Raw genomic sequence first — 25,110 nt, forward strand, 5'->3', positions numbered from 1 at the left:
ATCGACGGATGGGAATTCTAGATGTCAAGAATGTCGGCAAACGCTTTGGTGGTTTGCAAGCGCTGGGGGACGTAAACCTGAGCGTCGAAGAAAACTCGGTGCATGCGATCATCGGGCCCAACGGGGCAGGCAAATCCACGTTGCTCAACTGTCTGGTGGGCAAACTGATCCCCGATACCGGGTCGGTGATGTTTGACGGGCAATCCGTGCTGGGCCGCAAGCCCTACGAGATCAACCAAATGGGGATTTCGCGGGTGTTTCAAACGCCCGAGATCTTTGCAGATCTGAGCGTGATGGAAAACATGATGATCCCGTGTTTTGCCAAACGGGACGGCGCGTTTCAATTGAATGCACTGTCGAGCATCCCATCCCAGCGGGATGTGATCGACCGAGCGGAGCATATGCTCGAAGACATGAACATGGCCGAAAAACGCCATATGCATGCGGGGTCTTTGTCGCGCGGCGACAAGCGGCGGTTGGAAATTGGCATGTGTCTGAGCCAAGAACCGCGGTTGTTGCTGTTGGACGAACCCACCGCCGGGATGGCGCGCGCAGATACCAACAACACCATCGATCTGCTGAAACAAATCAGCGACGAGCGCGACATCACGATCGCCATCATCGAACACGACATGCATGTGGTGTTTTCGTTGGCGCAACGCATCACCGTGTTGGCGCAGGGCACCCCGCTTGTCGAGGACACGCCTGACAATATCAAAGGCCACCCAAAGGTGCGCGAAGCCTATCTGGGCGAAACCCAAGTGGCGGCCTAGGCCATTTACCAAGGGGGGCGTGAACACCCCCCGACCTGCTGTTTGCGAGGATCTGACCATGAACGTCAAACCCGATTTTTCGAAGAATGCCAATCAGGCCGCCACCGCGCCTGCCTTTTTGTCGGTGTGGGATCTGCACGCCTATTACGGCGAAAGCTACATCGTGCAAGGCATCAGCTTTAACGTGCACGAGGGCGAGATCCTTGCGCTATTGGGGCGCAACGGGGCCGGCAAAACATCGACCCTGCGGGCGATTGCACGGCTCGCGGACCCCGAGCTCAAACGCGGCGAGATCTGGCTAGATCATCAACCGTTGCACAACATGAGCAGCTATCAGGCCAGCCAGGTCGGTCTTGGGCTTGTCCCCGAAGACCGGCGTATCATCGCGGGGCTGACGGTTGAAGAAAACCTCAAACTTGCGCAGATCGCCCCGCCCATCGGTTGGTCACTGGAACGGGTCTATGAACTCTTCCCCCGTCTGCGTGAACGCCGCGCCCAAGAAGGCGTTACCCTGTCGGGGGGCGAACAACAGATGCTGGCCATCGCCCGCGCGCTGTGCCGGGACATCAAAGTGCTGCTGCTAGATGAACCCTACGAAGGTCTGGCCCCGGTGATCGTAGACGAGATCGAAAAGACACTGCGCATCATCAAAGAACAGGGCATCACCACCATTTTGGTCGAACAAAATGCGGTGCGTGCGTTGCAACTGGCTGACCGCGCGGTGATTCTTGATACCGGCGGTATTGTCTTTGATGGCACCGCCGCAGAAGTGCTGGAAAACAAAGACCTGCGCGAAGAATATCTGGCGATCTAGGGTGCCCCAAGGGCATCTCACCGCCAAAAGGCCTGCCAAACCGCACACCCCCGCCAATTTAGCGCGCAAGATAGCGTGATAAAGAGGCGGGTTTTCATAGGCAGACCCTTCGCCTATAACGGGGGCGCAGGAACAAGGGCCGTATTCAACAAGGCTCCCCCGAATGGTCGAGGATTACATGACAAAAAAGAACCATGATGCTGATGTGGCTTTTATTAAGGCCCTGGCTGAATTGCTGCGGGAAAATGATCTGACAGAGCTTCAGGTCAAGCGGGACTATAGCGACGACGACAGCCTGAACGTGCGCGTCAGCCGACACGTGCAACAGCAGGTCGTTGCACAGGTTGCAGCCCCGGCACCTGCCGCCGTTGCCGCCCAAGCAGCACCCGCCGCAGCCCCCGCAGACGCAGCCCCCAACGACGACCCCGCCAATGACCCCGGCGCCGTCACATCACCCATGGTCGGCACAGTGTATATGCAGGCCGAACCGGGCGCGGACCCCTTTATCAGCGTTGGCAAAACCGTGGCCGAAGGCGATACATTGTTGATCGTCGAAGCCATGAAAACCATGAACCACATCCCTGCCCCACGCGCCGGGACAATCAAACGCATCCTCGTCGAAGACGGGGCAGCGGTGGAGTTTGGTACCCCGCTTGTGATCCTCGCATAAGGGGCATTCCCATGTTCAACAAAATTCTGATTGCCAACCGCGGCGAAATTGCATTGCGTGTTGTGCGCGCCGCCCGCGAGATGGGCATCGCCAGCGTGGCGGTGCATTCGACCGCCGACAGCGACGCCATGCATGTACGTATGGCCGACGAAAGCGTCTGCATTGGGCCCCCTTCGGGCGCGCAAAGCTATCTGTCTGTGCCCGCAATCATCGCCGCATGCGAAATCACCGGCGCCGAGGCGATCCACCCCGGCTATGGGTTTTTGTCCGAAAACGCCGGGTTTGTGCAGGTCGTCGAAGACCACGACCTAACCTTTATCGGCCCAACCGCCGAACACATCCGCGTCATGGGCGACAAAATCACCGCCAAAGATACGATGAAAAAGCTGGGCGTGCCCTGCGTTCCCGGATCTGACGGCGGTGTTCCAACCTTGGAAGACGCCAAACGTATCGGCGAAGAATTCGGCTATCCGGTGATCATCAAGGCCACTGCAGGTGGTGGCGGGCGCGGCATGAAGGTGGCCAAAACCGCCGACGACATGGAAAAGGCGTTTATGACCGCCCGCGCCGAAGGCAAATCCAACTTTGGCAACGACGAAGTCTACATTGAGAAATACCTGACCACGCCGCGCCACATCGAAATTCAGGTGTTCGGCGACGGCAAAGGCAACGCGGTGCATTTGGGCGAGCGGGATTGTTCGTTGCAACGGCGCCATCAAAAGGTGTTCGAAGAAGCCCCCGGACCGTCGATTTCTGCACAAGAACGCGCCGCCATCGGCAAAACCTGCGCCGACGCTGTCGCGCGGATCAATTATATCGGCGCGGGCACGATCGAGTTTCTGTATGAAAACGGCGAGTTCTATTTCATCGAGATGAACACCCGTTTGCAGGTCGAACACCCCGTCACCGAAGCGATCTTTGGTGTGGATTTGGTGCGCGAACAAATTCGTGTGGCGGCTGGTTTGGATATGTCTTTTACGCAGGACGATCTAAACATCAACGGACACGCGATTGAGGTGCGGATCAACGCCGAAAAACTACCGAATTTCGCACCCTGTCCGGGCAAAATCACCCAATATCACACACCCGGCGGTTTGGGTGTGCGGATGGATTCTGCGCTTTATGACGGCTATTCGATCCCGCCCTATTACGACAGTCTAATCGGCAAACTGATCGTGCATGGGCGCGACCGGCCCGAAGCCTTGGCGCGGTTGAACCGCGCACTGGGTGAGTTGATCGTGGATGGTGTGGATACCACGGTACCACTTTTTGATGCACTGCTGCAGGAAAAAGACGTACTGACAGGCGACTACAACATCCACTGGCTGGAGCATTGGTTGGAAACCAATCTGGGGGCCGGGTGATCTGGGTTCCGTGCGTTTAACGCCGGACGTTTTGATGCAAGGGTATGCCACGGGGATCTTTCCCATGGCAGAACATCGCGACGACTCAGAGATCTTCTGGGTCGACCCGCAGCGCCGCGGCGTGATGCCCCTAGATGGGTTTCACGCGTCGCGGTCGCTGCGCCGTGCCATGCGCAGCAGTCGGTTTGACATCAAAGTTAACACCGATTTTCAAGGGGTTGTCACAGGCTGTGCAGACCGTGCAGACACTTGGATCAACGCCGAAATCAACGAGCTGTATCTGGCACTACACACCAGCGGCAAGGCGCATTCGCTTGAGGTTTGGGAAGACGAAACCCTTGTAGGCGGCGTTTATGGCGTTGTTTTGGGGGCCGCGTTTTTCGGGGAAAGCATGTTTTCACGCCGAACAAACGCATCAAAAATCGCACTCGCTTGCTTGGTTGACCGGCTGGTCGACGGGGGGTTCAAGCTCTTTGACACGCAGTTTTTAACAGATCACCTTGCGTCCCTAGGCGCGTTGGAAGTGTCGCGCGCGACGTACCACCGAGCACTAAATGTCGCGCAAGACATGACCGCCGATTTTACGAAACCCGCGCTACGCAGCCCTCAGGAGGTGGTGCAGCGCATCACCCATAAATCATAGCGCGAATGATCCATGGCTGACAACGCAGGCGCTGACGCGATCATCCACCCTTCGAACAACACGTCCCCTTGCGCGGCATCCCTGACCTTGAGCGCCGCATAGGCGTCCCCCGCCGGGTTCCCAACCGGGAACCGACAAGACGACAGGGTGATCCGAAGCCGTTCAAAATCGGCTGTCTGGCCGGATCTAAGTTCAATATCATAGACTTGGCCGCTGATCTTATCGATCCCCCGCAAGACCGCACCATCGGCTTCGCTGGCAGGTTGCGCGTCGGCCGCACCCGCCAACAGGCCAAAGATGACAGCCGCGCGCAGTATCATTCGGAAGACCCGCTCACAAACTTCAGCAACAAAGACACCAAACTTACGGCGCCCTGCGTATCGGTGATCGTATCGCCGGGTTCAAAGTAGAACGGCGACCCGCCAGGCACGATTTCGACGAAATTCCCTCCCAACAGCCCTTCGGATGAAATGACAATCGCACTGTCATCAGGCACCTCAATCCCGCGCTGCACCGCAACAGTCGTGTCAGCCCGGTATGTTTCAGGGTTCAAATCAACCGCGGCCACGGTGCCCACACGCACCCCTGCGAGCCGCACGTCCGTGCCGACGCTGACACCTTCAAGGCTGCGAAAACTCGCCTCCAACGGGTAGGTCCTCGAGGTGCCGGATAAATCCGCAACCTGCGCCGCATAAACCGCAAACCCAATCGCCGCCGCCAAAACGCCAGCCCCAACGACCACTTCCGTTGTATTCTCAGACATCTGTGCTTACTCCGGCGACCAAGCTTCGTAGTCACTGCGCGGCGCGGGATCAGCCCGGCGGATCGACCCTTTTGGCGCATAAGCCAATGCAGTGCCTGTCAGGTTTTCCTGATGCGGTTTTTCCCAAGCCTTGTGCGTCAACGGCGCTTCTGACGGCGTGGTGTCCCAAGTGTGGTGCAACCATCCATGCCATTCAGGGTCCACGCGGCTGGCCTCAGCCTCACCGTTGTAAATCACCCAACGTCGAAGTTTGGTCTTGTTTTCATAGAACATATTGCCTTGGCTGTCCTCACCGACCTTCACGCCATTGCGCCATGTCCACAGCTGCGTATTCAACGTCTGGCCATTCCACCATGTCACGCTGCGCAAAATAGAAGTCAAAAGTCCCATATTCGCCTCCGGTCGGATTGATGTGCCACATATGGCGGATTGTTGGTTAAAGGTCCAGATGGATGCACCAACCAGACCAGCATTCACCGGCTCATTCCGGCAAGGTCGCGGTCACTTCTATCTCAATACGAAATTTCGGATCGATTAAACCACATTCTATCATCGTTGCGGCAGGAGGGTGCGCACCAAATGCGGCCGATAATATCGACCAACACCGTTCAAATTCATGCGCGTCCGGCAACATGTAGGTCACACGAACTACATGTGCCATCGAACTGCCCGCTTCGGTCAAAGCGTTTTCAATGATTTGCAGCGCCGATGCGCATTGCGCCTCCACCGTTCCGCCTTGGCCTACGGTCCCGGCGACGTGCACCCACCCGCCTGCCACGACCGCACGGCAATAACCGATCTTATCTTCGTAAGTGCCGCCGGATTTATTGCGCTTAACTGTCAAAACCATGCCTCTTCACCTGCACATAAGCGCCCTGCACCGTTGTGAAAACCGACCGGTACGGCTGGCCGCGAAGCAAAGAAGGCGGGTTCGATGCCCGCCTTCTTTGCAGTTCTCTTGACAGGCCACAGCTTAGCTTGCGCTAGCTGGCTCTTTTTCAGCGTCGCCGTGTATCATCAACGGTGCCGCGTCCGAGACTACAGCCTCTTCATTCACCACAACCTCCGACACACTATCCAGACCCGGCAAGTCAAACATCGTCTCAAGCAGGATATCCTCAAGGATGGACCGCAAGCCCCGCGCGCCGGTCTTCCGCTCGATCGCGCGGTTTGCGATCGCAGACAGCGCATCCTCCGTAAAGTTCAGCTGCGTATCTTCAAGCTCAAACAGCCGTTGATATTGCTTAACAAGGGCGTTTTTCGGCTGTGTCAGGATGGTCACAAGCGCATCTTCATCCAGATCTTCCAGCGTCGCCAACACCGGCAAACGCCCCACAAATTCGGGGATCAACCCAAATCGCAGCAGATCTTCAGGCTCAAGGTCGGTGAAAATCTCACCGATGCCGCGCGCGTCTTCGTCACGCACGTCTGCGCCAAACCCCATCGCCGATCCTTTGCCGCGTGCCGCAATGATCTTATCAAGACCAGCAAACGCCCCACCGCAAATGAACAGGATATTCGTTGTATCCACCTGCAGGAATTCCTGCTGTGGGTGCTTGCGCCCCCCTTGTGGCGGAACGGATGCAACCGTCCCTTCCATCAATTTAAGCAACGCTTGCTGCACGCCTTCGCCCGACACATCGCGGGTGATCGACGGGTTTTCGGACTTACGGGTGATCTTATCAACCTCGTCAATATAGACGATGCCGCGTTGGGCCCGTTCCACATTGTATTCCGACGCTTGCAGCAGCTTGAGGATAATATTTTCAACGTCCTCGCCCACATAGCCCGCTTCGGTCAATGTGGTGGCATCCGCCATCGTGAACGGCACATCCAAGATCCGCGCCAAGGTCTGCGCCAGCAACGTTTTACCGCAACCCGTTGGGCCGATCAGCAAAATATTGGACTTTGCCAGCTCAATTTCCCCACCCTTTTGGGCGTGATTGAGACGCTTGTAGTGGTTGTGCACCGCAACAGACAGCACACGTTTTGCCCGCGCCTGACCGATCACATAATCGTCCAGTACTCCGCAGATATCTTTGGGCGTCGGCACACCATCAGTGGCCTTCAAACCCGAGGCTTTGGTTTCCTCGCGAATGATATCCATGCACAGCTCGACGCATTCATCACAGATGAAAACCGTCGGCCCCGCGATCAACTTTCGCACCTCATGCTGGCTCTTGCCGCAGAAGCTGCAATAGAGGGTATTTTTGCTATCGCCCGTCGAATTCGTAGCCATATCAAGCCTTTCAGCTCTTGCGTGTTTACGACAACGCGCTGCACTCGGCACCGCGTTGTTTGTCCTTTATGACAGTTTAGGCCAGCGCTGACATGTCCACAATCGCTAATTGGTAAACTGAACGTGCACCGGCCTGTCTCGTTAGCTGTCGTCTTCATCCTTGCTGCGATTCTCGACGATCTCGTCGATGTGACCCCAGTCTTTGGCTTCTTCGGGCGTCATCCACATATCGCGGTCCAGCGCCTTTTGAACGTTCTTGAGCGATTGCCCCGAATGTTTCACATAAAGCTGGTACATCCGCTCGCGGGTGCGTTCGATGTGCCGGGCCGAAATCAGGATGTCGGACGCCATGCCTTGCGACCCGCCAGACGGCTGGTGCACCATCACTTCGGCGTTGGGCAGTGCAAACCGCATGCCTTTTTCGCCGCCAATCGCGATCACCGACCCCATCGAGGCCGCCATCCCGCAGATCAATGTGGATACTTTGGGCTTGATGTACTGCATCGTGTCATAAATCGACAGACCTGCGGTCACTTCACCACCGGGAGAGTTGACGTACACGCTGATCTCTTTGCTCGGGTTTTCGGCTTCGAGGTGCAGCAATTGCGCCACAATAAGGTGGCTCATGCCGCTGTGAATCGGACCGTTCACAAAAATGATCCGCTCTTTGAGCAGGCGCGAAAAGATATCATACGCGCGCTCACCCCGGCTGGTTTGTTCCACAACCATGGGGACAAGGTTCATATATGTGTCGATGGGATCGTTCATGAGGGAATGCCTGTTAGTTGGTGTTCGAGGGACCATACCCGACGAACCGTTACCCAAAGCTTAGTATCGCCGCCGGGGGGCTGCAAGGGGCCGTTTCAATCTTGACGCGAAGGATTGATCTGAGGTCACACTCAACTATGTCCCCACGAATGACAGCTTTGGACATTTTCCCGCCCACACGCACCGCCGCACTCGAGCGGCTTTCGACGTTTTTGCCCCGCGCAGGCCGCGATTACGCCGCGCGCCGCAACTACGATGGCGGGCCCGGCCACCACACCGGGGTTTCGACACTGTCGCCGTATTTACGGTGCCGGGTGATCACCGAAGACGACGTATTGCAGGCCGTGCTGGCGCGACATTCCGCACAAACGGCCGAAAAATTCATTCAGGAGGTATTCTGGCGCACCTATTGGAAAGGCTGGCTGGAACTGCGCCCAAGCGTTTGGGACACCTACAAGGCCGACCTACAGCGCCACTGGAACGACGTGCAAACCCAATCAGGTCTGCGCGCGCGCTGGGACGCGGCCTGCATGGGCACCACCGGGATCGCGTGCTTTGACGCTTGGGTCCACGAATTGACGACCACCGGATATCTGCACAATCACGCCCGCATGTGGTTCGCCTCAATCTGGATCTTCACGCTGGACCTGCCTTGGGAATTGGGGGCTGATTTCTTTTTGCGCCACTTGCTGGACGGCGATCCTGCATCCAACACGTTGGGGTGGCGGTGGGTCGCAGGGGTGCAAACCGTGGGCAAGACCTATGCCGCCCGCGCCGATAACATCGCCAAATACACCGAAGGGCGGTTTGATCCGCGCGGCCAATTGGCGCCCCATGCCACCCCGCGCCCCGGCCCACCGGCCCCCGCACCCACCCCGCTGCGGGGTCTGCCCCAACCGCAAACCGGGGTGCCCACGGGGGTGTTGCTACACGAAGAAGACCTCAGCCCGCGGTTTGCCCTGCCGGACGACCCAGTAACAACAACGGCTGTTTTGACCCCGTCCAACGGGTTCAGCCCACTGACACCTGCCCCACATGTCGCCGCATTTCGCACCAAAATCCTGCGCGATACGGTCGCGCGTTGGTCGGCACGGTTGGGCGACAAAGCGGGCACAGTAACGACCCCTGACCACATCATAGAATGGGCCAACGCCACCGGGATCGCTCAGATTGTCACCCCCTACGCGCCCGTTGGACCCGTGGCCGATGTGCTGTCGCAGCTTGCGCACCACTCAGACGCCCCGCCCGTTGTCCAGATCAGGCGGCCTTATGATAGCGCCGCATGGCCCCATGCCACCAAAGGGTTCTTTGCCTTCAAAAAACACATCCCAGACCTGGTTTCCCGTATCGGTTGATTTTTAAAGCAGGGTGTTGTTAACTTTTCCACGGGGGAAATCATAAAAACGGACGGTCCGTCACAGGCGCGTTACACGCGCAGGGCAAACGGGATGATAGAACCCGTGGCACGATGCCCGTGTCGCGTTGTCACACATTGCCACCGACAGAGGAAGCACATGAACCGTAAAGACATCATCAACGACCCAGAGCACGGAAACAAAGCCGAAGCCTACGAGGCTTTTGACGATATTCCGACAAACCCAAACCTTGGCCGCACCATCGGTGACGTGATCAACACCCGCTATGGCCGCCGCGATATGTTGCGCGGAATGTTGGGCGTGACCGCGACCACAGCCCTTTTTGGCACCTCGGCGATGGTGGCACCAAAACAGGCCGCCGCTGCGGGCCATGGCAAAAGCCGCTATGTCTTTGACGAATTGCCTTGGGGCAACGATGAAACCCACCACATCGCCGACGGGTATAATGCCGACATCCTGTTGCGCTGGGGGGATCCGATCACAGCCGACGCACCCGAATTTGACGTGATGAACCAAAGCGCCGAAGCGCAGTTGCAGCAGTTTGGTTATAACAACGACTATGTGGGCTTTACCGCATTGAACGACGAAGGCACGCGCGGGATCTTGTGTGTGAACCACGAATATACCAACGAAGAGGTCATGTTCCCCGGTCTTGGCCGCCAGGATCGCGCAGGGTTCACCGGCATGACGCGAGAGCTGATCGATATTGAGATGGCCGCGCATGGCGGCACGGTTGTCGAAATCGCGCAGGGTAGCGATGGCAAATGGGCGCTGGTGCGCGACAGCAAATATAACCGCCGCATCACCCCGTTGAATACGGATATGACCATCGATGGCCCCGCCGCGGGGCATGACCGCATGAAAACCAACGCCGACCCTGCGGGCATGACGGTGATTGGCACGGTAAACAATTGCGCCGGCGGGATGACGCCCTGGGGCACGTACCTGATGGCCGAAGAAAACTTCCACGGGTATTTCTGGACCGATGTGGTGGATGGCGACGACAAACCCGACATCTCGGCGCATGCAGATGCCGCCAGCAAAAAGCGGTACGGGGTGCCGGGGCGCTGGTACGCATGGGGTCAACACCACGACCGTTGGAACATCGACAAAGAACCCAACGAACCCAACCGTTGGGGTTGGATCGTCGAGGTCGACCCCCGCAACCCCGATGCCGCACCGATCAAACACACCGCTTTGGGCCGGTTCCGCCACGAAGGCGCAGAAAGCACCGTGTCATCCAGCGGCAAATTCGTGGTCTATTCGGGCGACGACAACCGGTTTGACTATATGTACAAATACGTCTCGGGCGGGACAGTGACGGCACAAACCGGTGTTTTCGGCAGCCCATTGATGTCGGATGGCACGCTGTACGTGGCGCGGTTTGACGCAGACGGCACCGTGGAATGGATGCCGCTGGTGCATGGTAACGGCCCCCTGACAGCCGACAACGGGTTCAACAGCCAAGCGGACGTGATGATTGACACACGCATCGCTGCCGATCTGTTGGGCGCCACGCCGATGGACCGCCCCGAGGACGCCGCCCCCGGCCCCAACGGCACCGCCTATGTCATGCTGACCAACAACACCCGGCGCCAACCTGATCAGGTCAATGCCGCCAACCCGCGCCCTGAATCGTCCTTTGGTCACATCATCGAGATCAAAGAAGACGGTGGTGATCATGCCGCGACCAAAGGCACCTGGTCCATTTTGGTCAAATGTGGTGATCCGAGCATCGAAGAGGTCGGCGCACAGTGGAACCCCGAAACCTCTGAAAACGGCTGGTTTGGGTCGCCTGACAACTGTTCGTTCGACGCAGATGGACGGTTGTGGGTGTCCACGGATCAAGGCTCAAGCTGGGGTAAAACCGGCAAATCAGACGGGCTTTATGGGGTGGAAACAGACGGCGACCTGCGCGGCACGTCCAAGCTGTTCTTCCGCTGCCCGGTCGGGGGGGAACTCTGTGGGCCCTACTTCCATGACAGCGGCGAGACGCTGTTTTTGGCGGTGCAGCACCCCGGCACGGATGGCACCAAGGACCTCAAAGGGTTCGAGCGCGATTCCACCTTTGAAGACCCGGCAACCCGTTGGCCTGACTTTGACGCGGCCATGCCCCCACGCCCATCCGTTGTGGTGGTGACCAAACAGGGCGGCGGCAAGATCGCAGTCTGAACCGACACACCGGAGGTGCCACCAGCGCGCCCTTACCAAAGGCCCCGTTATCTGCGGGGCCTTTGCGTGACGTTTCATTGAACGGGTTAGAAAATGTTAATGAGTTTGATTAATTTCACGTCATAACATTTTATTTTAAATAAATATTAACTACGAATTTGACCTATTTCGCAGCCTAATATTCCGCCCCTTCAGGCGGCATATCCACGACGTAGCGGCACGTCAAACCCACAAATGGCGGTCGGCAATATCCGGTGTCACCTGATCCATACACCCCGCCCAAACAGAGACGCCGCGTTCGAGAATAACCGCGGTATCAGCCACTTGGCGCAACTCGGGCAGGGATTTATCGACCAACACGATGGACATCCCAGAGCGGTCCTTTAACGCACGGATCGCGGCCCAGATTTCCTGACGCACCACCGGCGCGAGCCCCTCTGTGGCCTCGTCCAACAGCAACATCCGCGGGTTGGTCATCAAGGCGCGCCCAATCGCCAACATCTGCTGTTCGCCACCCGACAGCGACACCGCGCGCTGATCTCGCCTCTCTGCCAACCGTGGAAACAGCTGCGTGACCGCGCCGAAATCCCACGCGCCGGGACGGGCGGCGGCGATCAGGTTTTCGTACACGGTGAGGTTGGGAAAACAGCGCCGCCCCTCGGGCACCAACCCCAGCCCCGCACGCGCGGCCTTATGCGCGGGCAACGCGCCCAGATCAACACCGTCAAACAACACGGTCCCCGCGCTGTGGCGCAACATCCGGCAAATCACCTTGATGGTCGAGGATTTGCCCATGCCATTGCGCCCCAAAAGCGCGCACACGGTGCCTTCTTCGACCGTCAGATCCACCCCAAAAAGCGCCTGTGATGGGCCGTAAGATGCTGTGATACCACGAAGTTTCAAACTGCTCATGCGGTGTCCTCTGGCCCCAGATACGCCACGCGCACGGCTGGGTCGGCACGAATATCTGCCGCCGTGCCCGTGGCGATGATTTTGCCGTACACCAGCACGGAAATGCGGTCTGCCAATGCAAAAACCGCATCCATATCATGTTCGACCAGCAAAATAGGCGCCTGCGCGCGCAGCCCGTCCAACACCCCAATCAACTGTTTGGACCCATCCGCACCCAGACCCGCCATGGGTTCATCCATCACAAAGGCGCGTGGTTCTAGCGTCAGTGCGACGGCGACCTCTAACAGGCGCCGCTGCCCGTGGCTGAGCTCTGCTGTGCGGGTGGCGGCGTGCTCGGCAAGCCCCACGCGGCCCAACGCGGCCATCGCCGCGGCCCGCAATGCCGCGTCTTTCATCACAGGCCGGAAAAACCGCCAGACTGTGCCCCGCCGCCCCAACGCGCCCAACATGGCATTTTGCAACACGGTATATTCCATCGCCAGTGCGGATATCTGGAACGTGCGGCCCAATCCTGCACGCGCGCGCGCTGCTGTCCCCGAGGGCGTTACGTCGTGCCCGTTAAAATAAACCGTGCCTGCATCTGGTTGAATACCGCCGGATATCTGCTTGATTAACGTAGATTTTCCCGCGCCATTTGGCCCAATCAACGCGTGGATTTCGCCAGGTTTCAGGGTCAGTGACACGCCGTCTGTGGCCTTGAGCGCTCCAAAGGATTTGGTCAGGCCATCGGTCTGCAGCACCGGGTCAGTCATGGGCCACCTCGCGGCCTGCCACGGCACCAATAAGTCCGCCGCGCGCAAAAAGGACAACCAGCAGCAACAAAAGGCCCAGATACACGTGCCAAAATTCGGACACCCCGCCCAGCACATGTTCGAGCAGTATAAACAACGCCGCCCCGGCAACCGGGCCAAACAGCCGCCCGACACCACCCAAGATGACAAAGATCATGATTTCGCCCGAGGTGTGCCAACTGAGCATGGTCGGGCTGACAAAGCGGTTGAGGTCAGCAAACAGCGCGCCCGCCAAGGCCGTGATCGCCCCCGAAATCACAAACGCCACCAGCCGCAGCCGGTAAGGCGACAGGCCCACAGTTTCGACCCGCGTGGGGTTTTGACGCGCCGCCGCCAGCGCCAGCCCAAAGGGCGCCGCCGCAAGACGGCCTGCCACCAGCAACACGACCGATAAAACCGCAAAACACAGGGCGAAAAACTGGATCGGGTCCAGCGTATTCAGCCCCGGAAACCGGTTGCGCACGTAAATCGACAGCCCGTCTTCGCCGCCATAGGCCGGCCAGCTGATCGCGAAATAATACAGCATCTGCCCAAAGGCCAACGTGATCATGATGAAATAGACACCCGAGGTGCGCAGTGACAACGCGCCGATGGCCAAGGCCCCCAGCGCCCCGGCGGCGGTCGCGATCAACCAGATGACGGGCATGGATTTGGTGCCCTCGATCAAAAACGGTACCTCTAACAGAGGGGTGTAGGTTTGCGCGTGGGCGGCCAAGATCCCCATGGCGTACCCGCCGATGCCGAAAAACGCCGCGTGGCCGAGGCTGACCAAACCGCCCAACCCCAGCGCGATGTTCAGGCCCACACCTGCCAACGCGAGAATGGCGACTTTGGTCGCTAGGGTGATGATAAAGGGTGCGTCCAGCATCAGGGCGATGAGGGCGGTTACCGGCAGCATGGCAAAGAGCACGAGGTTCAGCACAAAGGGGCGAGACATATCAGGTGCTCCCGTACAGGCCGGTGGGTTTGAACAACAACACCCCCGCCATCAGGATGTAAATAGACATCGACGCCAGTGATGACCCGACGGCTGTCGCGGCGGCGGGCTGCATGAAGGTGGCGAAAAGCCCCGGCAGCAACACACCGCCCAAGGTATCCGTCAGGCCCACCAGCACCGCACCCACCAGCGCGCCCTTGATTGACCCGATCCCCCCGATGACAATCACCACAAAGGCCAAGATCAGCACCGGTTCGCCCATGCCCACCTGCACCGATTGGATCGCGCCGACCAACGCGCCAGCCAACCCGGCCAGCCCTGCGCCGAGGGCAAAGACCAACGTATATAGTTTAGAGATATCAACGCCCAAGGCCGCGATCATCTCGCGGTCGGATTCGCCTGCGCGGATCTGAATGCCGATGCGCGTGCGCCCGATCAATTGAAACAACCCCACCGCAATGGTCAACCCAATCGCGATAATCAGCAACCGATATGCGGGGTATTGAATACCGCCCGGCAACATCACCGGCCCCGACAGCGCTGCTGGAATATCGAGAAACAGCGGAAAGGACCCAAACGCCCACCGCGTGCCTTCGGAAAAGATTAGGATTAGCGCGAAGGTCGCCAAGACCTGATCAAGGTGATCACGATCATAAAGCCTGCGGATGACCAGCAATTCCACCAAGGCGCCTGCCGCCGCCGCCGCGATCAGGCTGGCGGCCAGCGCCAGCACAAACGACCCCGTGGCCCCAGCCACCGCCGCCGCCGCAAAGGCCCCCACCATATACAGCGAGCCATGTGCGAGGTTGATCAACCCCATCACCCCAAAGATCAACGTCAGCCCTGCGGCCATCAAAAACAGCATCACGCCGAACTGCACCCCGTTCAGGAGTTGTTCAATAAACAGGATCGTAGACATCAAAGCGCCGCCTGCGCGCCACGGTGCGGCGCGTCATGTCAAAAGGGGAAAAGAGGCCCCGGATCACCGCCCGGAGCCATCGTTAGATCAATATTTGCAGTCAACCGCGTAGGCATCTGCGTGGTCGGTGAGGCTGGCCGAGATGATCTTGTTGGTGAACACATCGCCTTCTTTGATGACTTCGCGCACGTAGTAATCCTGCACCGGGTGTTGGTTGGTGCCAAATTTGAAATCACCGCGGACGCTGTCGAATTCTGCGGCAGCAAGGGCTGTGCGGAAGGCATCGGCGTCTTTGACATCGGCCTTGTCCATCGCGCTAAGGATCAGGTTGGCCGCGTCATAGCCTTGGCTGGCATAAAGCGACGGCAACCGCCCGTATTCGGCCTGAAACGCATCGACAAAGGCCGCATTGGCCGGGGTGTCGAGGTCTTTGTTCCATTGGCTGGTGTTTTTCACGCCCAAGGCGGCATCGCCGACGGCCTGTAAAATGCCCTGATCAAAGCTGAACGCGGGGCCAACAACGGGCAAATCCACGCCTGATCCTGCGTATTGTTTCAGGAACGAAATACCCATGCCGCCGGGCAGAAAGAAAAACACCGAATCCGCCCCAGACGCCCGGATTTGCGCGATTTCGGCCGCGTAATCGGTTTGGCCCAGCTTGGTGTAGGTTTCGCCCGCCAAGTCACCGCCGTACATGCGTTTGTATCCGGTCAATGCGTCCTGACCTGCCGGGTAGTTCGGCGCGAGGATATAGCTGTTTTCGTAACCTGCATCATTGGCGTAGGCGCCTGCTGCTTCGTGCAGGTTGTCGTTCTGCCACGCGACGTTGAAATACAGCGGGTGGCACCCTTTGCCGGCCAAAACCGATGGCCCGGCATTGGGCGAAATATAGAACTTGCCCTGTGCCGTCGCCGCCGGCACCACCGCCATCGCTAGATTGGACCAGATGATGCCGGTCATGATGTCGACCTTTTCAGATTGGATCATCTTGTCGGCCAATTGCACCGCGATCTCTGGCTTGCGCTGGTCGTCTTCGATAACGACCTCCAGCTTGTCATTGCCCGCCGCTTTGGCCGCCAACATAAAACCGTCACGCACGTCGATCCCAAGGCCTGCACCGCCACCTGACAACGTGGTGATCATACCGACCTTAACGGCACCGCCATGCCCATCAGCGGCACCCGCCGTGGCAAACGCCGCCAGTCCAGCCGCAATAGCTATTGATTTCAAGTACATATAAACTCTCCCGTGTTCATCAGGGCCTCTTGGCGGGCCCCGTCGTATATGATGGTGCGAACATTGACGCATAACCGTCTGGTTTGTCCATCACTTGGCGGGCAACTGCGCCCCAAGATCAGCATGCTGGCTTGGGGGTGCATGTGAATGCATCGCGCCAGACACACCACCGCCTTTGCTGTGATGCCGAAAGACACAGGAATGTTGACCTGTAAGGCAATCGCCAAAATCTGAACCTGAGCGACGCCAATTGAGGTGTGATAGCTGAACGACCCCGGCGCGGTTTATCTGATCCGCATGTCCGTTTTGACGTCAAACAGCAAGGCGCGGCGGGCCTCGAACGACACCTCGACCGTGTCGCCCGCACTGGCGCGGTCATCGCCGCGTTCTTCAACGATGATCCGTTCGCCGGTGGGCGTATCCAGATGCAGGTAACTGACCCCGCCCAAGGCCTCGGACAGTTCAGCCTTGAGCGCACCCTGCCCCACCTGCACCTCTAAGTGTTCCGGACGCACACCCAACGTCACGGCCGTGCCCACCGCCGGCAAGTTGGCCTGCACCGCCACCGTGCGGCCCAAACCGGGCACCTCAACGCCTGCCTCAACCACAGTGCCCGCCAGAAAGTTCATCGCCGGCGATCCGATGAACCCCGCCACAAATTTATTGTCGGGGTCACGGTATAATTCTAATGGCGCGCCCACCTGTTCGATCTTGCCCATACGCAGCACGACGATCTTGTCGGCGAGTGTCATCGCTTCGACCTGATCGTGGGTCACATAGATCATCGTGGCGCCGATTTCTTTGTGCAGCCGGGCGATTTCCACGCGCATCTCCACACGCAGCTCTGCGTCGAGGTTCGACAGCGGTTCGTCGAACAAAAACACCTCGGGGCCACGCACAATCGCGCGCCCAATCGCCACCCGCTGGCGTTGCCCCCCCGACAGCGCCTTGGGCTTGCGGTCAAGATAATCGCCCAGTTTCAGGATATCAGACGCAGCGCCTACCTTTTGCCGGATCTCGGCCTTGGGCACCCCGTTCATCTTGAGCCCGAACCCCATGTTTTCAGCAACCGTCATATGCGGATAAAGCGCGTAGGTCTGGAACACCATCGCCACGCCGCGTTCAGACGGATCCATATGTGTGACATCGCGCGCGCCAATATGCATGCGCCCTTCGGTTGTTTCCTCAAGCCCCGCGATCATGCGCAACAACGTGGATTTACCGCACCCCGACGGGCCTACAAACACGCAAAATTCACCGTCTTCGATTTCGAGATCGATGCCGTGGATCACCTGCACATCGCCGTAGCGCTTGATGGCTTGGGTCAGCGTAACGCCTGTCATGATGTCATGTCCCTATGTCTTGAACGTCTGTGGCGGGCGGGTCCGTATCCGGAAACCGCCAGGCCTGTGCCTCGTGGGCGATGGATTGGGCCGTCTGTGCCAATCGCGGGGCCAGACCTTCGAGTTGGTCCAGATTGGCGGTTTGCATCGATCCGGTGACCGACAGCGCCCCCAACATGCGCCCCGTCCCCGTCAGGATGGGATGCGCGATACAAATGATGCCGGGTTCGTGTTCTTCACGGTCAAACGCATAGCCGCGCGCGCGAATGGCCCCCAGTTCTGTGTGCAAGGCATCGGCGGTTGTGTAGGTCTGCGCAGTGAATTGATGAAAGCTTTGTTGTGCGATCACGCGGTCGAGGTGGTCGTCCGGCAAAAAGGCCAGCATCGCCTTGCCGACGCCGGTGCAATAGGCAGGGCCAACCTTGCCTGCGTCACTGAACATTTCCACCGGCTGGGCGGCGTTGCGTTTGTCGACATAAAGCACCTGCGCATTGTCCAGTTGCGCCAAATGCACGGTCTGGCCCACATCGCGGCTGAGCCGGTCCAGAAACGGGCGCGCAATCGGCGCCAGCGAGCTTTGCGTCCAGGCGGCATGCGCCAGCCGTACCAACCGCACCCCCAACGCGTAGGTTTGGCGGTCGGGGTCGTATTCCAACATCCCCTGCGAGGTCAGCGTTTGCAAAAACCGGTACAACGTCGCCTTGGGGAAATCGCTCGCCTCTAGCAACGTCGCAAACCGCACAGGTCTGCCGTGCGCGGCCACCTGATCGAGGACGTTCAATGCTTTGCCAACCGTGCCGTCACCGGACATGGTGTTCTCCTCCCGTTGTGCGCGTTTCCCTTGCTGCGAAAGCCTCCGGCAAACCAAGGGCTTGCCGTATGTTCCACCCCATCGCAGATCGCGCTGTGCCCACAGTTGCCCAAGAACACAGTTGACAGACTACGCAGATTGCGGTGTAGTTTTCAATATATAAAACCTGGTTCCAAATAATGAAACTTTAATGATAAGAACCAAGACCAAAATCGCACACGTACCTTAGGGAGGACACCATGCGTTTCACCACCAAAGCACTGCTGATGGCACTGGCCGGATCAACCATGATTGCTGGCACGGCACAGGCCGAATTGACGGGGGATCTGAATATTTTCCTCGACACTTCCAACCCCGCGCCCCGTGCCACGATGGAACAGCTGATCGCTGAATTTGGGGCGTTGCACCCTGATCTGGCCATTGAAACGACCGTGATCGACCGGGACGCTTACAAAACCCAGATCCGCAATTTCCTGACCGCCGATGCGCCGGATGTGGCCACGTGGTATGCGGCCAACCGCATGACACCATACGTAAAAGCGGGCCTGTTTGAAGACGTGTCGGACCTGTGGGAGGAGCCCGCCATTGCCGATAACCTCGCGTCAACCAAGGGTGCGATGACCATTGACGGCAAACAATGGGGTGTGCCGTACACGTATTACCAATGGGGTATTTATTACCGCAAGGACATCTACACAGAGCTCGGCCTGTCGGAGCCTGCCAATTTCGAAGACATGAAATCCAACTGCGCCGCGATCATCGCATCTGGGCGCGCGTGCTATACCATTGGGTCCAAGTTTTTATGGACGGCGGGGGGCTGGTTTGACTACCTGAACCTGCGCACCAACGGCTTTGATTTCCACATGGAACTGGCGGCAGGCGACGTCAAATGGACAGATGACCGCGTGCGGCAAACGTTCTCTAACTGGCGCGAATTGATCGACATGGGCGCATTTGTCGAGAACCACCAGAACTACAGCTGGCAAGAAGCCCTGCCCTTTATGGTCAACGGCGAAGCGGCGGCCTATCTGATGGGCAACTTTGCCGTGGCCCCCCTGCGTGAAGCGGGCCTGACCGATGACCAGTTGGATTTCTACCAATTCCCGGTGATCAACCCAGACGTGGCATTGGCAGAAGACGCACCAACCGACACCTTCCACATCCCGGCCAATGCCGCCAACAAAGACGCCGCGCGCGAATTCCTGCGCTATGTTGTGTCGTCCAACGTGCAAACGGAAATCAACAACGCGTCGAATTTGGGGCAACTGCCGGTCAACGCCAGCGCCTCTGTGGACAACGACAAGTTCCTGAACGAAGGCTTCGCGATGCTGTCGGCCAATTCACCGGGCGGCGTGGCGCAGTTCTTTGACCGCGATTTCCCCGCCGAAATGGCCGCCGAAGCCATGCAAGGACTGCAGGAATTCATGGTGATCCCTGACAACCTCGACGACATCCTGAACCGCCTCGATAAGGTCGCAGAGCGCGTTTACAAATAACACCCCTTCGGTCGGGCGTTGCCACAACGCCCGGCCACCCCAATGCCCCGCGCCGCCTCATCAAGGAGATGCGCCAATGACATCAGCGGCCCCCCAAACCGCGCCCGCAAGGCGCAGTTGGTACAAACGCAACGAAATCGCCGTTACACCGTGGTTGTTTCTGGCGCCTGCGATGTTGTTTTTCGCGTTTTATGTGGTTTGGCCGATCTATCAGTCGATCACGATCTCATTTTACGAATGGGATGGTCTGGGCGAGGCCAGGTTCATCGGCGCTGGCAATTATATCGAATTGATGGACGACAGCGCCTTTGAGGTGTCACTTTGGAACAACCTCAAATGGCTGCTGTTTTACCTGCTGGCGATCCCCGGCGGGCTGTTCATCGCGCTGTTCCTGAACCAGACGGTCACGGGGATACGGCTCTATAAATCCTTGTTTTTCTTTCCCTTCGTGATCAGCCAGGTGGTCGTGGGCCTTGTTTTCTCATGGTTCTACCTGCCCAACGAAGGTCTGCTAAATTCCGCGCTGGGCTTGATCGGGATTGACCCCATTAACGTGCTGGGCGACCCATCACTGGCCACCTACGGCATCATCGCCGCGGGGCTGTGGCCGCAAACGGCCTATTGCATGATCCTTTATCTGACGGGCCTCAACGCCGTGGACCCCGAACAGATCGAAGCGGGGCGTTTGGATGGGGCAAAGGGTTGGAAAATGCTGTGGTATATCATCATCCCGCAGCTGAAACCCGCGACCTTTATTGCTTTTGTTGTCACCATCATCGGCGCGCTGCGCAGCTTTGATCTGATCTCGATCATGACCAACGGCGGCCCCTTTGGCCAAACCCGCGTGCTGTCGTTTTATATGTTCGAAAAGGCGCTCTCTGAATACGGGTTCCGCATGGGGTATGGCGCGGCCATCGCGGTGATCTTGTTCCTGATCATGTTGATTTTCATCGCCTATTTCCTGTGGTCGATGTGGGCAGAGGAGCGCGCGCGATGAGTGTCACCCGAGATCTCGTAGATCAAATCTGTGGTGCGCTGCCCGGCGCGACCCTCGCATTGCCCCCCGAATTGATCAGCTGGAAAGTCGGCGGCAAGATGTTTGCCTGCTTTGGCGGCGACGCAGATATGCGCGGCGTTTCCCTCAAAACAGCCGATGCAGACACCGCCGCCATGCTTATCGCCGCCGGCCCCGCGATAAAGGCGCCGTATTTCCATAAAAGCTGGGTTCGGTTGCAATTTGACGCCACCACCGCAGATGAAATGGCGCACCGCATTGGCGTGTCCTACGACATCATCCGCAAATCCCTGCCCAAAGCCATCCGCGATGGCCTACCTGACGGGAGCAAGAGTTAGGATATGTTTCCAACCCCCATTGATAAAACGTCCCGTTCTTGGCAGTTGACCTATCAATCGCTGTTGCCGTTGGCCTTGGTGATGTGGCTGCTGCCGTTGATCGCTGTGGCGATATTTTCAGTCAAACCGGCGTTGGATTTCACCCAAGGCAACTACTGGGGCCTGCCATCATCGTTTGAGCTGTTCAACAACTACGGGCAGGTGTTTTTCAACTCCGACATGCCGCGCTACATGCTGAATTCGGTGTTCATCACCGTGCCCACCGTGATCGGCGCGGTGACGCTGTCGTGCCTCGCAGGGTTTGCTTTGGGCGTCTATAAATTCAAATCCAACATCTGGATTTTCTTTATGTTCGTGGCAGGCAATTTCGTGCCCTTCCAGATCCTGATGGTGCCGGTGCGTGATCTGACGCTCGACATGGGGCTCTATAATACCAAAACCGGGCTGGTGCTGTTTCACATCGCGTTCCAAACCGGGTTTTGCACACTGTTCATGCGCAACTTCATCCGCGCGCTGCCCATTGAACTGATCGAGGCCGCCCGCGTTGAGGGCATCGCGGAATGGAAGATCTTTTGGTACGTGGTCATCCCCCTGATGAAACCGGCCATTGCGGCGCTGTCGGTGCTGATCTTCACCTTCATCTGGAACGACTATTTCTGGGCCGTGGTTCTGACCCAAGGCCCAGAAAGCCAACCTGTCACCGCAGGCATCACCTCGTTTAATGCGCAATTCCGCGCGGCATACCATTTGATGAGCGCGGGCTCTATTGTTGCCGCCCTGCCGCCGGTTTTGATGTTTTTCCTGATGCAAAAGCACTTTATCGCCGGGCTGACGTTGGGGGCGGTAAAGTGACACAGCACTGGCGTCTGGATGATACGCGCCAAACCCTGGTTTTGGCGGCGACAGGTGGGCGGTGCCCTTGTGTCATCTATTGGGGTGCCCCGTTGTCTCTGGACGAAGACCTCGCCCAACTCACCGCCAGCCTGACCCTTGATGTCACCGGCGGCATGCTCGATGAAAACCCGGACCTGTCACTGTGCCCCGAAACCGCGCGCAGTTTTCCCGGCCAGCCCGGCCTGACCCTGCGCGGTGACAATGGCGCGCCCTTGAATGCCGCCTTCGCCCTGCATGCGGTCGATCAAACCGACACGACCCTTACCGTGACCTGCAAGGACACCCCCCACGGCCTAGAGTACGTGGCGCATTTCGCGCTCGACCCCGACACCCATGTCATCGCGATGACGGCAACGCTTCGCTCTGCGCGGCCACTGCACCTGACGTGGCTTGCCGCACCGGTTTTGCCTGCCCCCCAACACGCGGATGAGATGATCGATTTCGCCGGGCGTTGGTGCGGTGAATTCCAAACCGTGCACACGCCGTGGTCTGCCGGGATCCGCACCCGCGAAAACCGTACCGGGCGCACGGGCCATGAACATTTCCCCGGTCTGTTGCTGCCCTGTCGCGGGGCAACAAATACCAGCGGCGAGGCCTATGCGTTGCACTATGGCTGGTCCGGTGGGCACCGCATGATCGCCGAAGAACTGCCCGATGGCCGCCGCCAGATCCAATTCGGCCACGCCCCCGACACCGACCCCCAGCCCGCCACCGAATTCCGCACTGCGCCGCTTTATGGCACCTATTCCGCACAGGGGTTAAACGGATGCGCCCTGTCGTTTCAACGCCACCTGCGCGACCGGATCGTGCCATGGGCCACCCCCACGCGCCCGGTGCATTATAACTGCTGGGAGGCCGTCTATTTCGACCACGACCTACCCACCTTGATGGACATCGCGACACGGGCTGCAGCGCTTGGGGCCGAACGGTTTGTGCTTGATGATGGGTGGTTCGGGCGGCGCGATGATGACACCACATCGTTGGGCGATTGGCAGGTAGACCCGCGCAAATACCCGGACGGTCTGGGCCCACTGATCGATCATGTGCGCGCGCAAGGCATGGGGTTTGGCATCTGGTTTGAACCCGAAATGATCAACCCCGCCTCAGATATCTACCGCGCCCACCCCGACTGGGTGCTTGGTGCCCCCGATCAGGTTTTGGGCCGCCAGCAAATGGTGCTGAACATGGCCCTGCCCCAGGTACGCGCGTATCTTTACGACAAGATTGCCGCGGTGCTGCGCGCGCACCCGATTGAGTATATAAAATGGGACCACAACCGCGTGCTGCCCCATGCGGACGCGGCCCAGACGCGCGGCACCTATGCGTTGCTTGACCAGTTGCGCGCCAGTTTTGCCCATGTGGAGATCGAAAGCTGTGCGTCGGGCGGCGGGCGGATCGATTTTGGGATCCTCGCGCGGACCCAACGGGTGTGGCTGTCCGACAGCAACGACGCGCTGGAACGGCTAAAGATCCAACTTAACGCCGCATTGTTTTTGCCCGGCGCCGTCACCGGCAGCCACGTGGGGCCGCGCCGGTGCCACACATCGGGGCGCACATTAGATATGGGGTTTCGCGCATGGGTCGCGGCCCAACGGCACATGGGGTTCGAAATGGACCCGCGCGAATTGACCGACCCCGAAATCAGCACCCTGCGCGATGTGACGCAGTGGTGGAAGGACAACCGCGATTGGATGTGGCACGCCGATATCTTGCGGCTCGATAGCGCCGACACAGCCGTCATCGCAGAACAACAACTGGCACAAGACGGCGCGCGGTTTGTTGTCTTTGCCGGGCAAGCCGCCACGTCTGATCAGATCGTGCCGCGCCCTTTACGGCTGACGGGTCTTGCCCCGCAGGCGCGCTACCAGATCAGCCTGCGCAACCGCGATGCGGTCACCGCCCTGTCCCGTGGCGCGATGCCGCTAAAAGACGGCCCCCTCACGCTCACCGGCGCCGCGTTGATGCAACATGGTGTCAGGCTGCCCTGGTGCTATCCCGAAACCCTATGGGTGCTGGAAGGCCAACGCCTGTGACGCGCCGCCCCCTGACATACAAGGCATTCTCATGACCAAAACAGCAACATTTCACGATCTGGATGGGGCGTCTGTCTACATCACGGGCGGCGGGTCGGGCATTGGCGCCGACCTGACCGATGGGTTTTTAGCGCAGGGGGCCAAAGTGGCGTTTATCGGGCGCTCGGACGCCACAGGGTTCGCCGACCAGATGGAGGCCAAACACGGCACCCGCCCGTTGTTCTTTCAAGGCGACATTACCGATACAAACGGCCTGCGCGACACCATCGCCGCCGCTGCCCGCGCCCATGGCCCGATCGACGCGTTGGTGTCCAATGCCGCCAACGACACCCGCCACCAGTGGCAGGACCTGACACCCGACGATTGGGATGCGTTGATGGCGGTGAACCTAAAGGCGTATTTCTTTGCGGCGCAAGCTGTGGCCCCGGCAATGCAGGCACGCGGGTCCGGCGCGATTATCAATTTCAGTTCGATCAGCTATATGATGGGCAATGGCGGCTACCCGGCCTATACGGCAGCGAATGGGGGCATCACCGCATTGACCCGCAGTCTTGCGCGCGAATTGGGCCACAATGGCATCCGGGTGAACGCCTTGGCGCCGGGGTGGGTGTTGACCCAAAAACAGCTTGATAAATGGGCGACCCCTGATGCTCTGGCGGCCCACCTAGACAGGCAATGCCTGAAAACCCACCTAGAGCCACAAGACATCGTGGATGCGGTGCTTTTTCTGGCGTCAAACACCAGCAAAATGATGACCGGCCAATGCATGGTTGTTGACGGTGGTGTGGTGACAACAGGATGAC

26 protein-coding genes are annotated in these 25,110 nt (G+C 58.8%); 13 read left to right on the forward strand and 13 right to left on the reverse strand.

What is annotated here, in order from left to right; genetic code table 11:
• Positions 1 to 8: 8 nt before the first annotated feature.
• From ABJH13_RS11090 to aat, 5 genes are all read left to right on the forward strand, one after another.
• The gene (locus ABJH13_RS11090; protein ID WP_348406272.1) at positions 9 to 773 is read left to right on the forward strand and encodes an ABC transporter ATP-binding protein; all 765 of its coding nucleotides are present in this window, start codon (positions 9 to 11) and stop codon (positions 771 to 773) included.
• Between the two features lie 58 nt (positions 774 to 831).
• The gene (locus ABJH13_RS11095) at positions 832 to 1,587 is read left to right on the forward strand and encodes an ABC transporter ATP-binding protein (protein ID WP_348406273.1); all 756 of its coding nucleotides are present in this window, start codon (positions 832 to 834) and stop codon (positions 1,585 to 1,587) included.
• 178 nt (positions 1,588 to 1,765) lie between these two features.
• A complete protein-coding gene (gene accB, locus ABJH13_RS11100; RefSeq protein ID WP_348406274.1) occupies positions 1,766 to 2,257 on the forward strand; it encodes an acetyl-CoA carboxylase biotin carboxyl carrier protein in 492 nt (163 codons plus the stop codon).
• A gap of 11 nt (positions 2,258 to 2,268) precedes the next feature.
• A complete protein-coding gene (accC, locus tag ABJH13_RS11105) occupies positions 2,269 to 3,621 on the forward strand; it encodes an acetyl-CoA carboxylase biotin carboxylase subunit (protein WP_348406275.1) in 1,353 nt (450 codons plus the stop codon).
• 10 nt (positions 3,622 to 3,631) lie between these two features.
• Complete coding sequence (gene aat, locus ABJH13_RS11110) at positions 3,632 to 4,264, forward strand: leucyl/phenylalanyl-tRNA--protein transferase (protein ID WP_348406276.1); 633 nt, start codon at positions 3,632 to 3,634, stop codon at positions 4,262 to 4,264.
• Here the strand turns inward: aat and ABJH13_RS11115 are convergent.
• The 6 genes from ABJH13_RS11115 to ABJH13_RS11140 all read right to left on the reverse strand — a co-directional run bounded on the left by ABJH13_RS11115 (position 4,228) and on the right by ABJH13_RS11140 (position 8,034).
• The gene (locus ABJH13_RS11115) at positions 4,228 to 4,584 is read right to left on the reverse strand and encodes a DUF2155 domain-containing protein (RefSeq protein ID WP_348406277.1); all 357 of its coding nucleotides are present in this window, start codon (positions 4,582 to 4,584) and stop codon (positions 4,228 to 4,230) included. The two genes, aat and ABJH13_RS11115, sit on opposite strands and share 37 nt — an antisense overlap.
• A complete protein-coding gene (gene mlaD / locus ABJH13_RS11120; protein ID WP_348406278.1) occupies positions 4,581 to 5,027 on the reverse strand; it encodes an outer membrane lipid asymmetry maintenance protein MlaD in 447 nt (148 codons plus the stop codon). The genes ABJH13_RS11115 and mlaD overlap by 4 nt, the downstream gene beginning before the upstream one ends.
• 6 nt (positions 5,028 to 5,033) lie before the next feature.
• A complete protein-coding gene (locus ABJH13_RS11125; protein ID WP_348406279.1) occupies positions 5,034 to 5,417 on the reverse strand; it encodes an NADH:ubiquinone oxidoreductase subunit NDUFA12 in 384 nt (127 codons plus the stop codon).
• A gap of 91 nt (positions 5,418 to 5,508) precedes the next feature.
• The gene (locus ABJH13_RS11130; RefSeq protein WP_348406280.1) at positions 5,509 to 5,877 is read right to left on the reverse strand and encodes a RidA family protein; all 369 of its coding nucleotides are present in this window, start codon (positions 5,875 to 5,877) and stop codon (positions 5,509 to 5,511) included.
• Between the two features lie 123 nt (positions 5,878 to 6,000).
• On the reverse strand, positions 6,001 to 7,266 hold the full coding sequence (gene clpX / locus ABJH13_RS11135) for an ATP-dependent Clp protease ATP-binding subunit ClpX (RefSeq protein WP_348406281.1): 1,266 nt from the start codon (positions 7,264 to 7,266) through the stop codon (positions 6,001 to 6,003).
• A 141-nt stretch (positions 7,267 to 7,407) separates the two neighbouring features.
• A complete protein-coding gene (locus ABJH13_RS11140; protein ID WP_348406282.1) occupies positions 7,408 to 8,034 on the reverse strand; it encodes an ATP-dependent Clp protease proteolytic subunit in 627 nt (208 codons plus the stop codon).
• Between the two features lie 149 nt (positions 8,035 to 8,183).
• Here ABJH13_RS11140 and ABJH13_RS11145 point away from each other — a divergent pair, with 149 nt between their 5' ends.
• Together ABJH13_RS11145 and ABJH13_RS11150 are read left to right on the forward strand one after the other, a co-directional pair.
• Positions 8,184 to 9,389 carry an FAD-binding domain-containing protein gene (locus tag ABJH13_RS11145; protein WP_348406283.1) on the forward strand — a complete coding sequence of 402 codons (1,206 nt, stop codon included), beginning with the start codon at positions 8,184 to 8,186 and terminating at the stop codon, positions 9,387 to 9,389.
• Positions 9,390 to 9,548: 159 nt separating this feature from the next.
• Positions 9,549 to 11,582, forward strand: a complete 2,034-nt coding sequence (locus ABJH13_RS11150) for a PhoX family phosphatase (RefSeq protein WP_348406284.1) — start codon at positions 9,549 to 9,551, stop codon at positions 11,580 to 11,582.
• 222 nt (positions 11,583 to 11,804) lie between these two features.
• Here ABJH13_RS11150 and ABJH13_RS11155 read toward each other — a convergent pair whose 3' ends face one another.
• The 7 genes from ABJH13_RS11155 to ABJH13_RS11185 all read right to left on the reverse strand — a co-directional run bounded on the left by ABJH13_RS11155 (position 11,805) and on the right by ABJH13_RS11185 (position 18,531).
• Positions 11,805 to 12,494: an ABC transporter ATP-binding protein gene (locus tag ABJH13_RS11155; protein WP_348406285.1), complete on the reverse strand. Its 690-nt coding sequence runs from the start codon at positions 12,492 to 12,494 to the stop codon at positions 11,805 to 11,807.
• Positions 12,491 to 13,246 (reverse strand): ABC transporter ATP-binding protein, encoded by a 756-nt coding sequence (locus ABJH13_RS11160; protein WP_348406286.1) that lies wholly within the window; start codon positions 13,244 to 13,246, stop codon positions 12,491 to 12,493. Before ABJH13_RS11160 ends, ABJH13_RS11155 begins: the two co-directional genes overlap by 4 nt.
• A complete protein-coding gene (locus ABJH13_RS11165; protein ID WP_348406287.1) occupies positions 13,239 to 14,222 on the reverse strand; it encodes a branched-chain amino acid ABC transporter permease in 984 nt (327 codons plus the stop codon). Before ABJH13_RS11165 ends, ABJH13_RS11160 begins: the two co-directional genes overlap by 8 nt.
• 1 nt (position 14,223) lies before the next feature.
• Entirely contained in the window at positions 14,224 to 15,141 is a 918-nt protein-coding gene (locus tag ABJH13_RS11170; protein WP_348406288.1) for a branched-chain amino acid ABC transporter permease, read from the reverse strand.
• A gap of 87 nt (positions 15,142 to 15,228) precedes the next feature.
• Entirely contained in the window at positions 15,229 to 16,377 is a 1,149-nt protein-coding gene (locus ABJH13_RS11175; protein ID WP_348406289.1) for an ABC transporter substrate-binding protein, read from the reverse strand.
• Between the two features lie 284 nt (positions 16,378 to 16,661).
• Positions 16,662 to 17,720, reverse strand: coding sequence for a sn-glycerol-3-phosphate ABC transporter ATP-binding protein UgpC (gene ugpC / locus ABJH13_RS11180; protein WP_348406290.1), 1,059 nt, complete (start codon positions 17,718 to 17,720; stop codon positions 16,662 to 16,664).
• Between the two features lie 4 nt (positions 17,721 to 17,724).
• On the reverse strand, positions 17,725 to 18,531 hold the full coding sequence (locus tag ABJH13_RS11185; RefSeq protein ID WP_348406291.1) for an IclR family transcriptional regulator: 807 nt from the start codon (positions 18,529 to 18,531) through the stop codon (positions 17,725 to 17,727).
• A gap of 239 nt (positions 18,532 to 18,770) precedes the next feature.
• On the opposite strand from ABJH13_RS11185, the gene ABJH13_RS11190 reads away from it, so the two are divergent.
• The 6 genes from ABJH13_RS11190 (at position 18,771) to ABJH13_RS11215 (ending at position 25,109) form a co-directional block, all read left to right on the forward strand.
• Positions 18,771 to 20,027 (forward strand): ABC transporter substrate-binding protein, encoded by a 1,257-nt coding sequence (locus tag ABJH13_RS11190; protein ID WP_348406292.1) that lies wholly within the window; start codon positions 18,771 to 18,773, stop codon positions 20,025 to 20,027.
• 76 nt (positions 20,028 to 20,103) lie between these two features.
• Positions 20,104 to 21,024, forward strand: coding sequence for a sugar ABC transporter permease (locus ABJH13_RS11195; RefSeq protein WP_348406293.1), 921 nt, complete (start codon positions 20,104 to 20,106; stop codon positions 21,022 to 21,024).
• Positions 21,021 to 21,380 carry an MmcQ/YjbR family DNA-binding protein gene (locus tag ABJH13_RS11200; RefSeq protein ID WP_348406294.1) on the forward strand — a complete coding sequence of 120 codons (360 nt, stop codon included), beginning with the start codon at positions 21,021 to 21,023 and terminating at the stop codon, positions 21,378 to 21,380. The genes ABJH13_RS11195 and ABJH13_RS11200 overlap by 4 nt, the downstream gene beginning before the upstream one ends.
• 3 nt (positions 21,381 to 21,383) lie before the next feature.
• Entirely contained in the window at positions 21,384 to 22,232 is an 849-nt protein-coding gene (locus ABJH13_RS11205; protein WP_348406295.1) for a carbohydrate ABC transporter permease, read from the forward strand.
• Entirely contained in the window at positions 22,229 to 24,307 is a 2,079-nt protein-coding gene (locus tag ABJH13_RS11210) for an alpha-galactosidase (RefSeq protein WP_348406296.1), read from the forward strand. Before ABJH13_RS11205 ends, ABJH13_RS11210 begins: the two co-directional genes overlap by 4 nt.
• Positions 24,308 to 24,338: 31 nt before the next feature.
• Complete coding sequence (locus ABJH13_RS11215; RefSeq protein WP_348406297.1) at positions 24,339 to 25,109, forward strand: SDR family oxidoreductase; 771 nt, start codon at positions 24,339 to 24,341, stop codon at positions 25,107 to 25,109.
• Position 25,110: the final 1 nt, after the last annotated feature.

Source organism: Roseobacter sp., assembly GCF_039970775.1.
In the GTDB taxonomy this organism is placed as follows: domain Bacteria; phylum Pseudomonadota; class Alphaproteobacteria; order Rhodobacterales; family Rhodobacteraceae; genus Roseobacter.

Excerpts from the sequence above, each read along its gene's own strand:
- ABJH13_RS11090 (WP_348406272.1), top strand. The coding sequence starts at position 9 with ATGGGAATTCTAGATGTCAAGAATGTCGGCAAACGCTTTGGTGGTTTG.
- accC (WP_348406275.1), top strand. The coding sequence starts at position 2,269 with ATGTTCAACAAAATTCTGATTGCCAACCGCGGCGAAATTGCATTGCGT.
- ugpC (WP_348406290.1), bottom strand. The coding sequence starts at position 17,720 with ATGACAGGCGTTACGCTGACCCAAGCCATCAAGCGCTACGGCGATGTG.
- ABJH13_RS11150 (WP_348406284.1), top strand. The coding sequence starts at position 9,549 with ATGAACCGTAAAGACATCATCAACGACCCAGAGCACGGAAACAAAGCC.
- ABJH13_RS11195 (WP_348406293.1), top strand. The coding sequence starts at position 20,104 with ATGACATCAGCGGCCCCCCAAACCGCGCCCGCAAGGCGCAGTTGGTAC.
- ABJH13_RS11095 (WP_348406273.1), top strand. The coding sequence starts at position 832 with ATGAACGTCAAACCCGATTTTTCGAAGAATGCCAATCAGGCCGCCACC.
- ABJH13_RS11160 (WP_348406286.1), bottom strand. The coding sequence starts at position 13,246 with ATGACTGACCCGGTGCTGCAGACCGATGGCCTGACCAAATCCTTTGGA.
- ABJH13_RS11165 (WP_348406287.1), bottom strand. The coding sequence starts at position 14,222 with ATGTCTCGCCCCTTTGTGCTGAACCTCGTGCTCTTTGCCATGCTGCCG.
- ABJH13_RS11115 (WP_348406277.1), bottom strand. The coding sequence starts at position 4,584 with ATGATACTGCGCGCGGCTGTCATCTTTGGCCTGTTGGCGGGTGCGGCC.
- ABJH13_RS11155 (WP_348406285.1), bottom strand. The coding sequence starts at position 12,494 with ATGAGCAGTTTGAAACTTCGTGGTATCACAGCATCTTACGGCCCATCA.
- ABJH13_RS11170 (WP_348406288.1), bottom strand. The coding sequence starts at position 15,141 with ATGTCTACGATCCTGTTTATTGAACAACTCCTGAACGGGGTGCAGTTC.
- ABJH13_RS11130 (WP_348406280.1), bottom strand. The coding sequence starts at position 5,877 with ATGGTTTTGACAGTTAAGCGCAATAAATCCGGCGGCACTTACGAAGAT.
- clpX (WP_348406281.1), bottom strand. The coding sequence starts at position 7,266 with ATGGCTACGAATTCGACGGGCGATAGCAAAAATACCCTCTATTGCAGC.
- ABJH13_RS11215 (WP_348406297.1), top strand. The coding sequence starts at position 24,339 with ATGACCAAAACAGCAACATTTCACGATCTGGATGGGGCGTCTGTCTAC.
- ABJH13_RS11185 (WP_348406291.1), bottom strand. The coding sequence starts at position 18,531 with ATGTCCGGTGACGGCACGGTTGGCAAAGCATTGAACGTCCTCGATCAG.
- ABJH13_RS11200 (WP_348406294.1), top strand. The coding sequence starts at position 21,021 with ATGAGTGTCACCCGAGATCTCGTAGATCAAATCTGTGGTGCGCTGCCC.
- ABJH13_RS11125 (WP_348406279.1), bottom strand. The coding sequence starts at position 5,417 with ATGGGACTTTTGACTTCTATTTTGCGCAGCGTGACATGGTGGAATGGC.
- ABJH13_RS11190 (WP_348406292.1), top strand. The coding sequence starts at position 18,771 with ATGCGTTTCACCACCAAAGCACTGCTGATGGCACTGGCCGGATCAACC.
- accB (WP_348406274.1), top strand. The coding sequence starts at position 1,766 with ATGACAAAAAAGAACCATGATGCTGATGTGGCTTTTATTAAGGCCCTG.
- ABJH13_RS11145 (WP_348406283.1), top strand. The coding sequence starts at position 8,184 with ATGACAGCTTTGGACATTTTCCCGCCCACACGCACCGCCGCACTCGAG.
- mlaD (WP_348406278.1), bottom strand. The coding sequence starts at position 5,027 with ATGTCTGAGAATACAACGGAAGTGGTCGTTGGGGCTGGCGTTTTGGCG.
- ABJH13_RS11140 (WP_348406282.1), bottom strand. The coding sequence starts at position 8,034 with ATGAACGATCCCATCGACACATATATGAACCTTGTCCCCATGGTTGTG.
- ABJH13_RS11175 (WP_348406289.1), bottom strand. The coding sequence starts at position 16,377 with ATGTACTTGAAATCAATAGCTATTGCGGCTGGACTGGCGGCGTTTGCC.
- ABJH13_RS11205 (WP_348406295.1), top strand. The coding sequence starts at position 21,384 with ATGTTTCCAACCCCCATTGATAAAACGTCCCGTTCTTGGCAGTTGACC.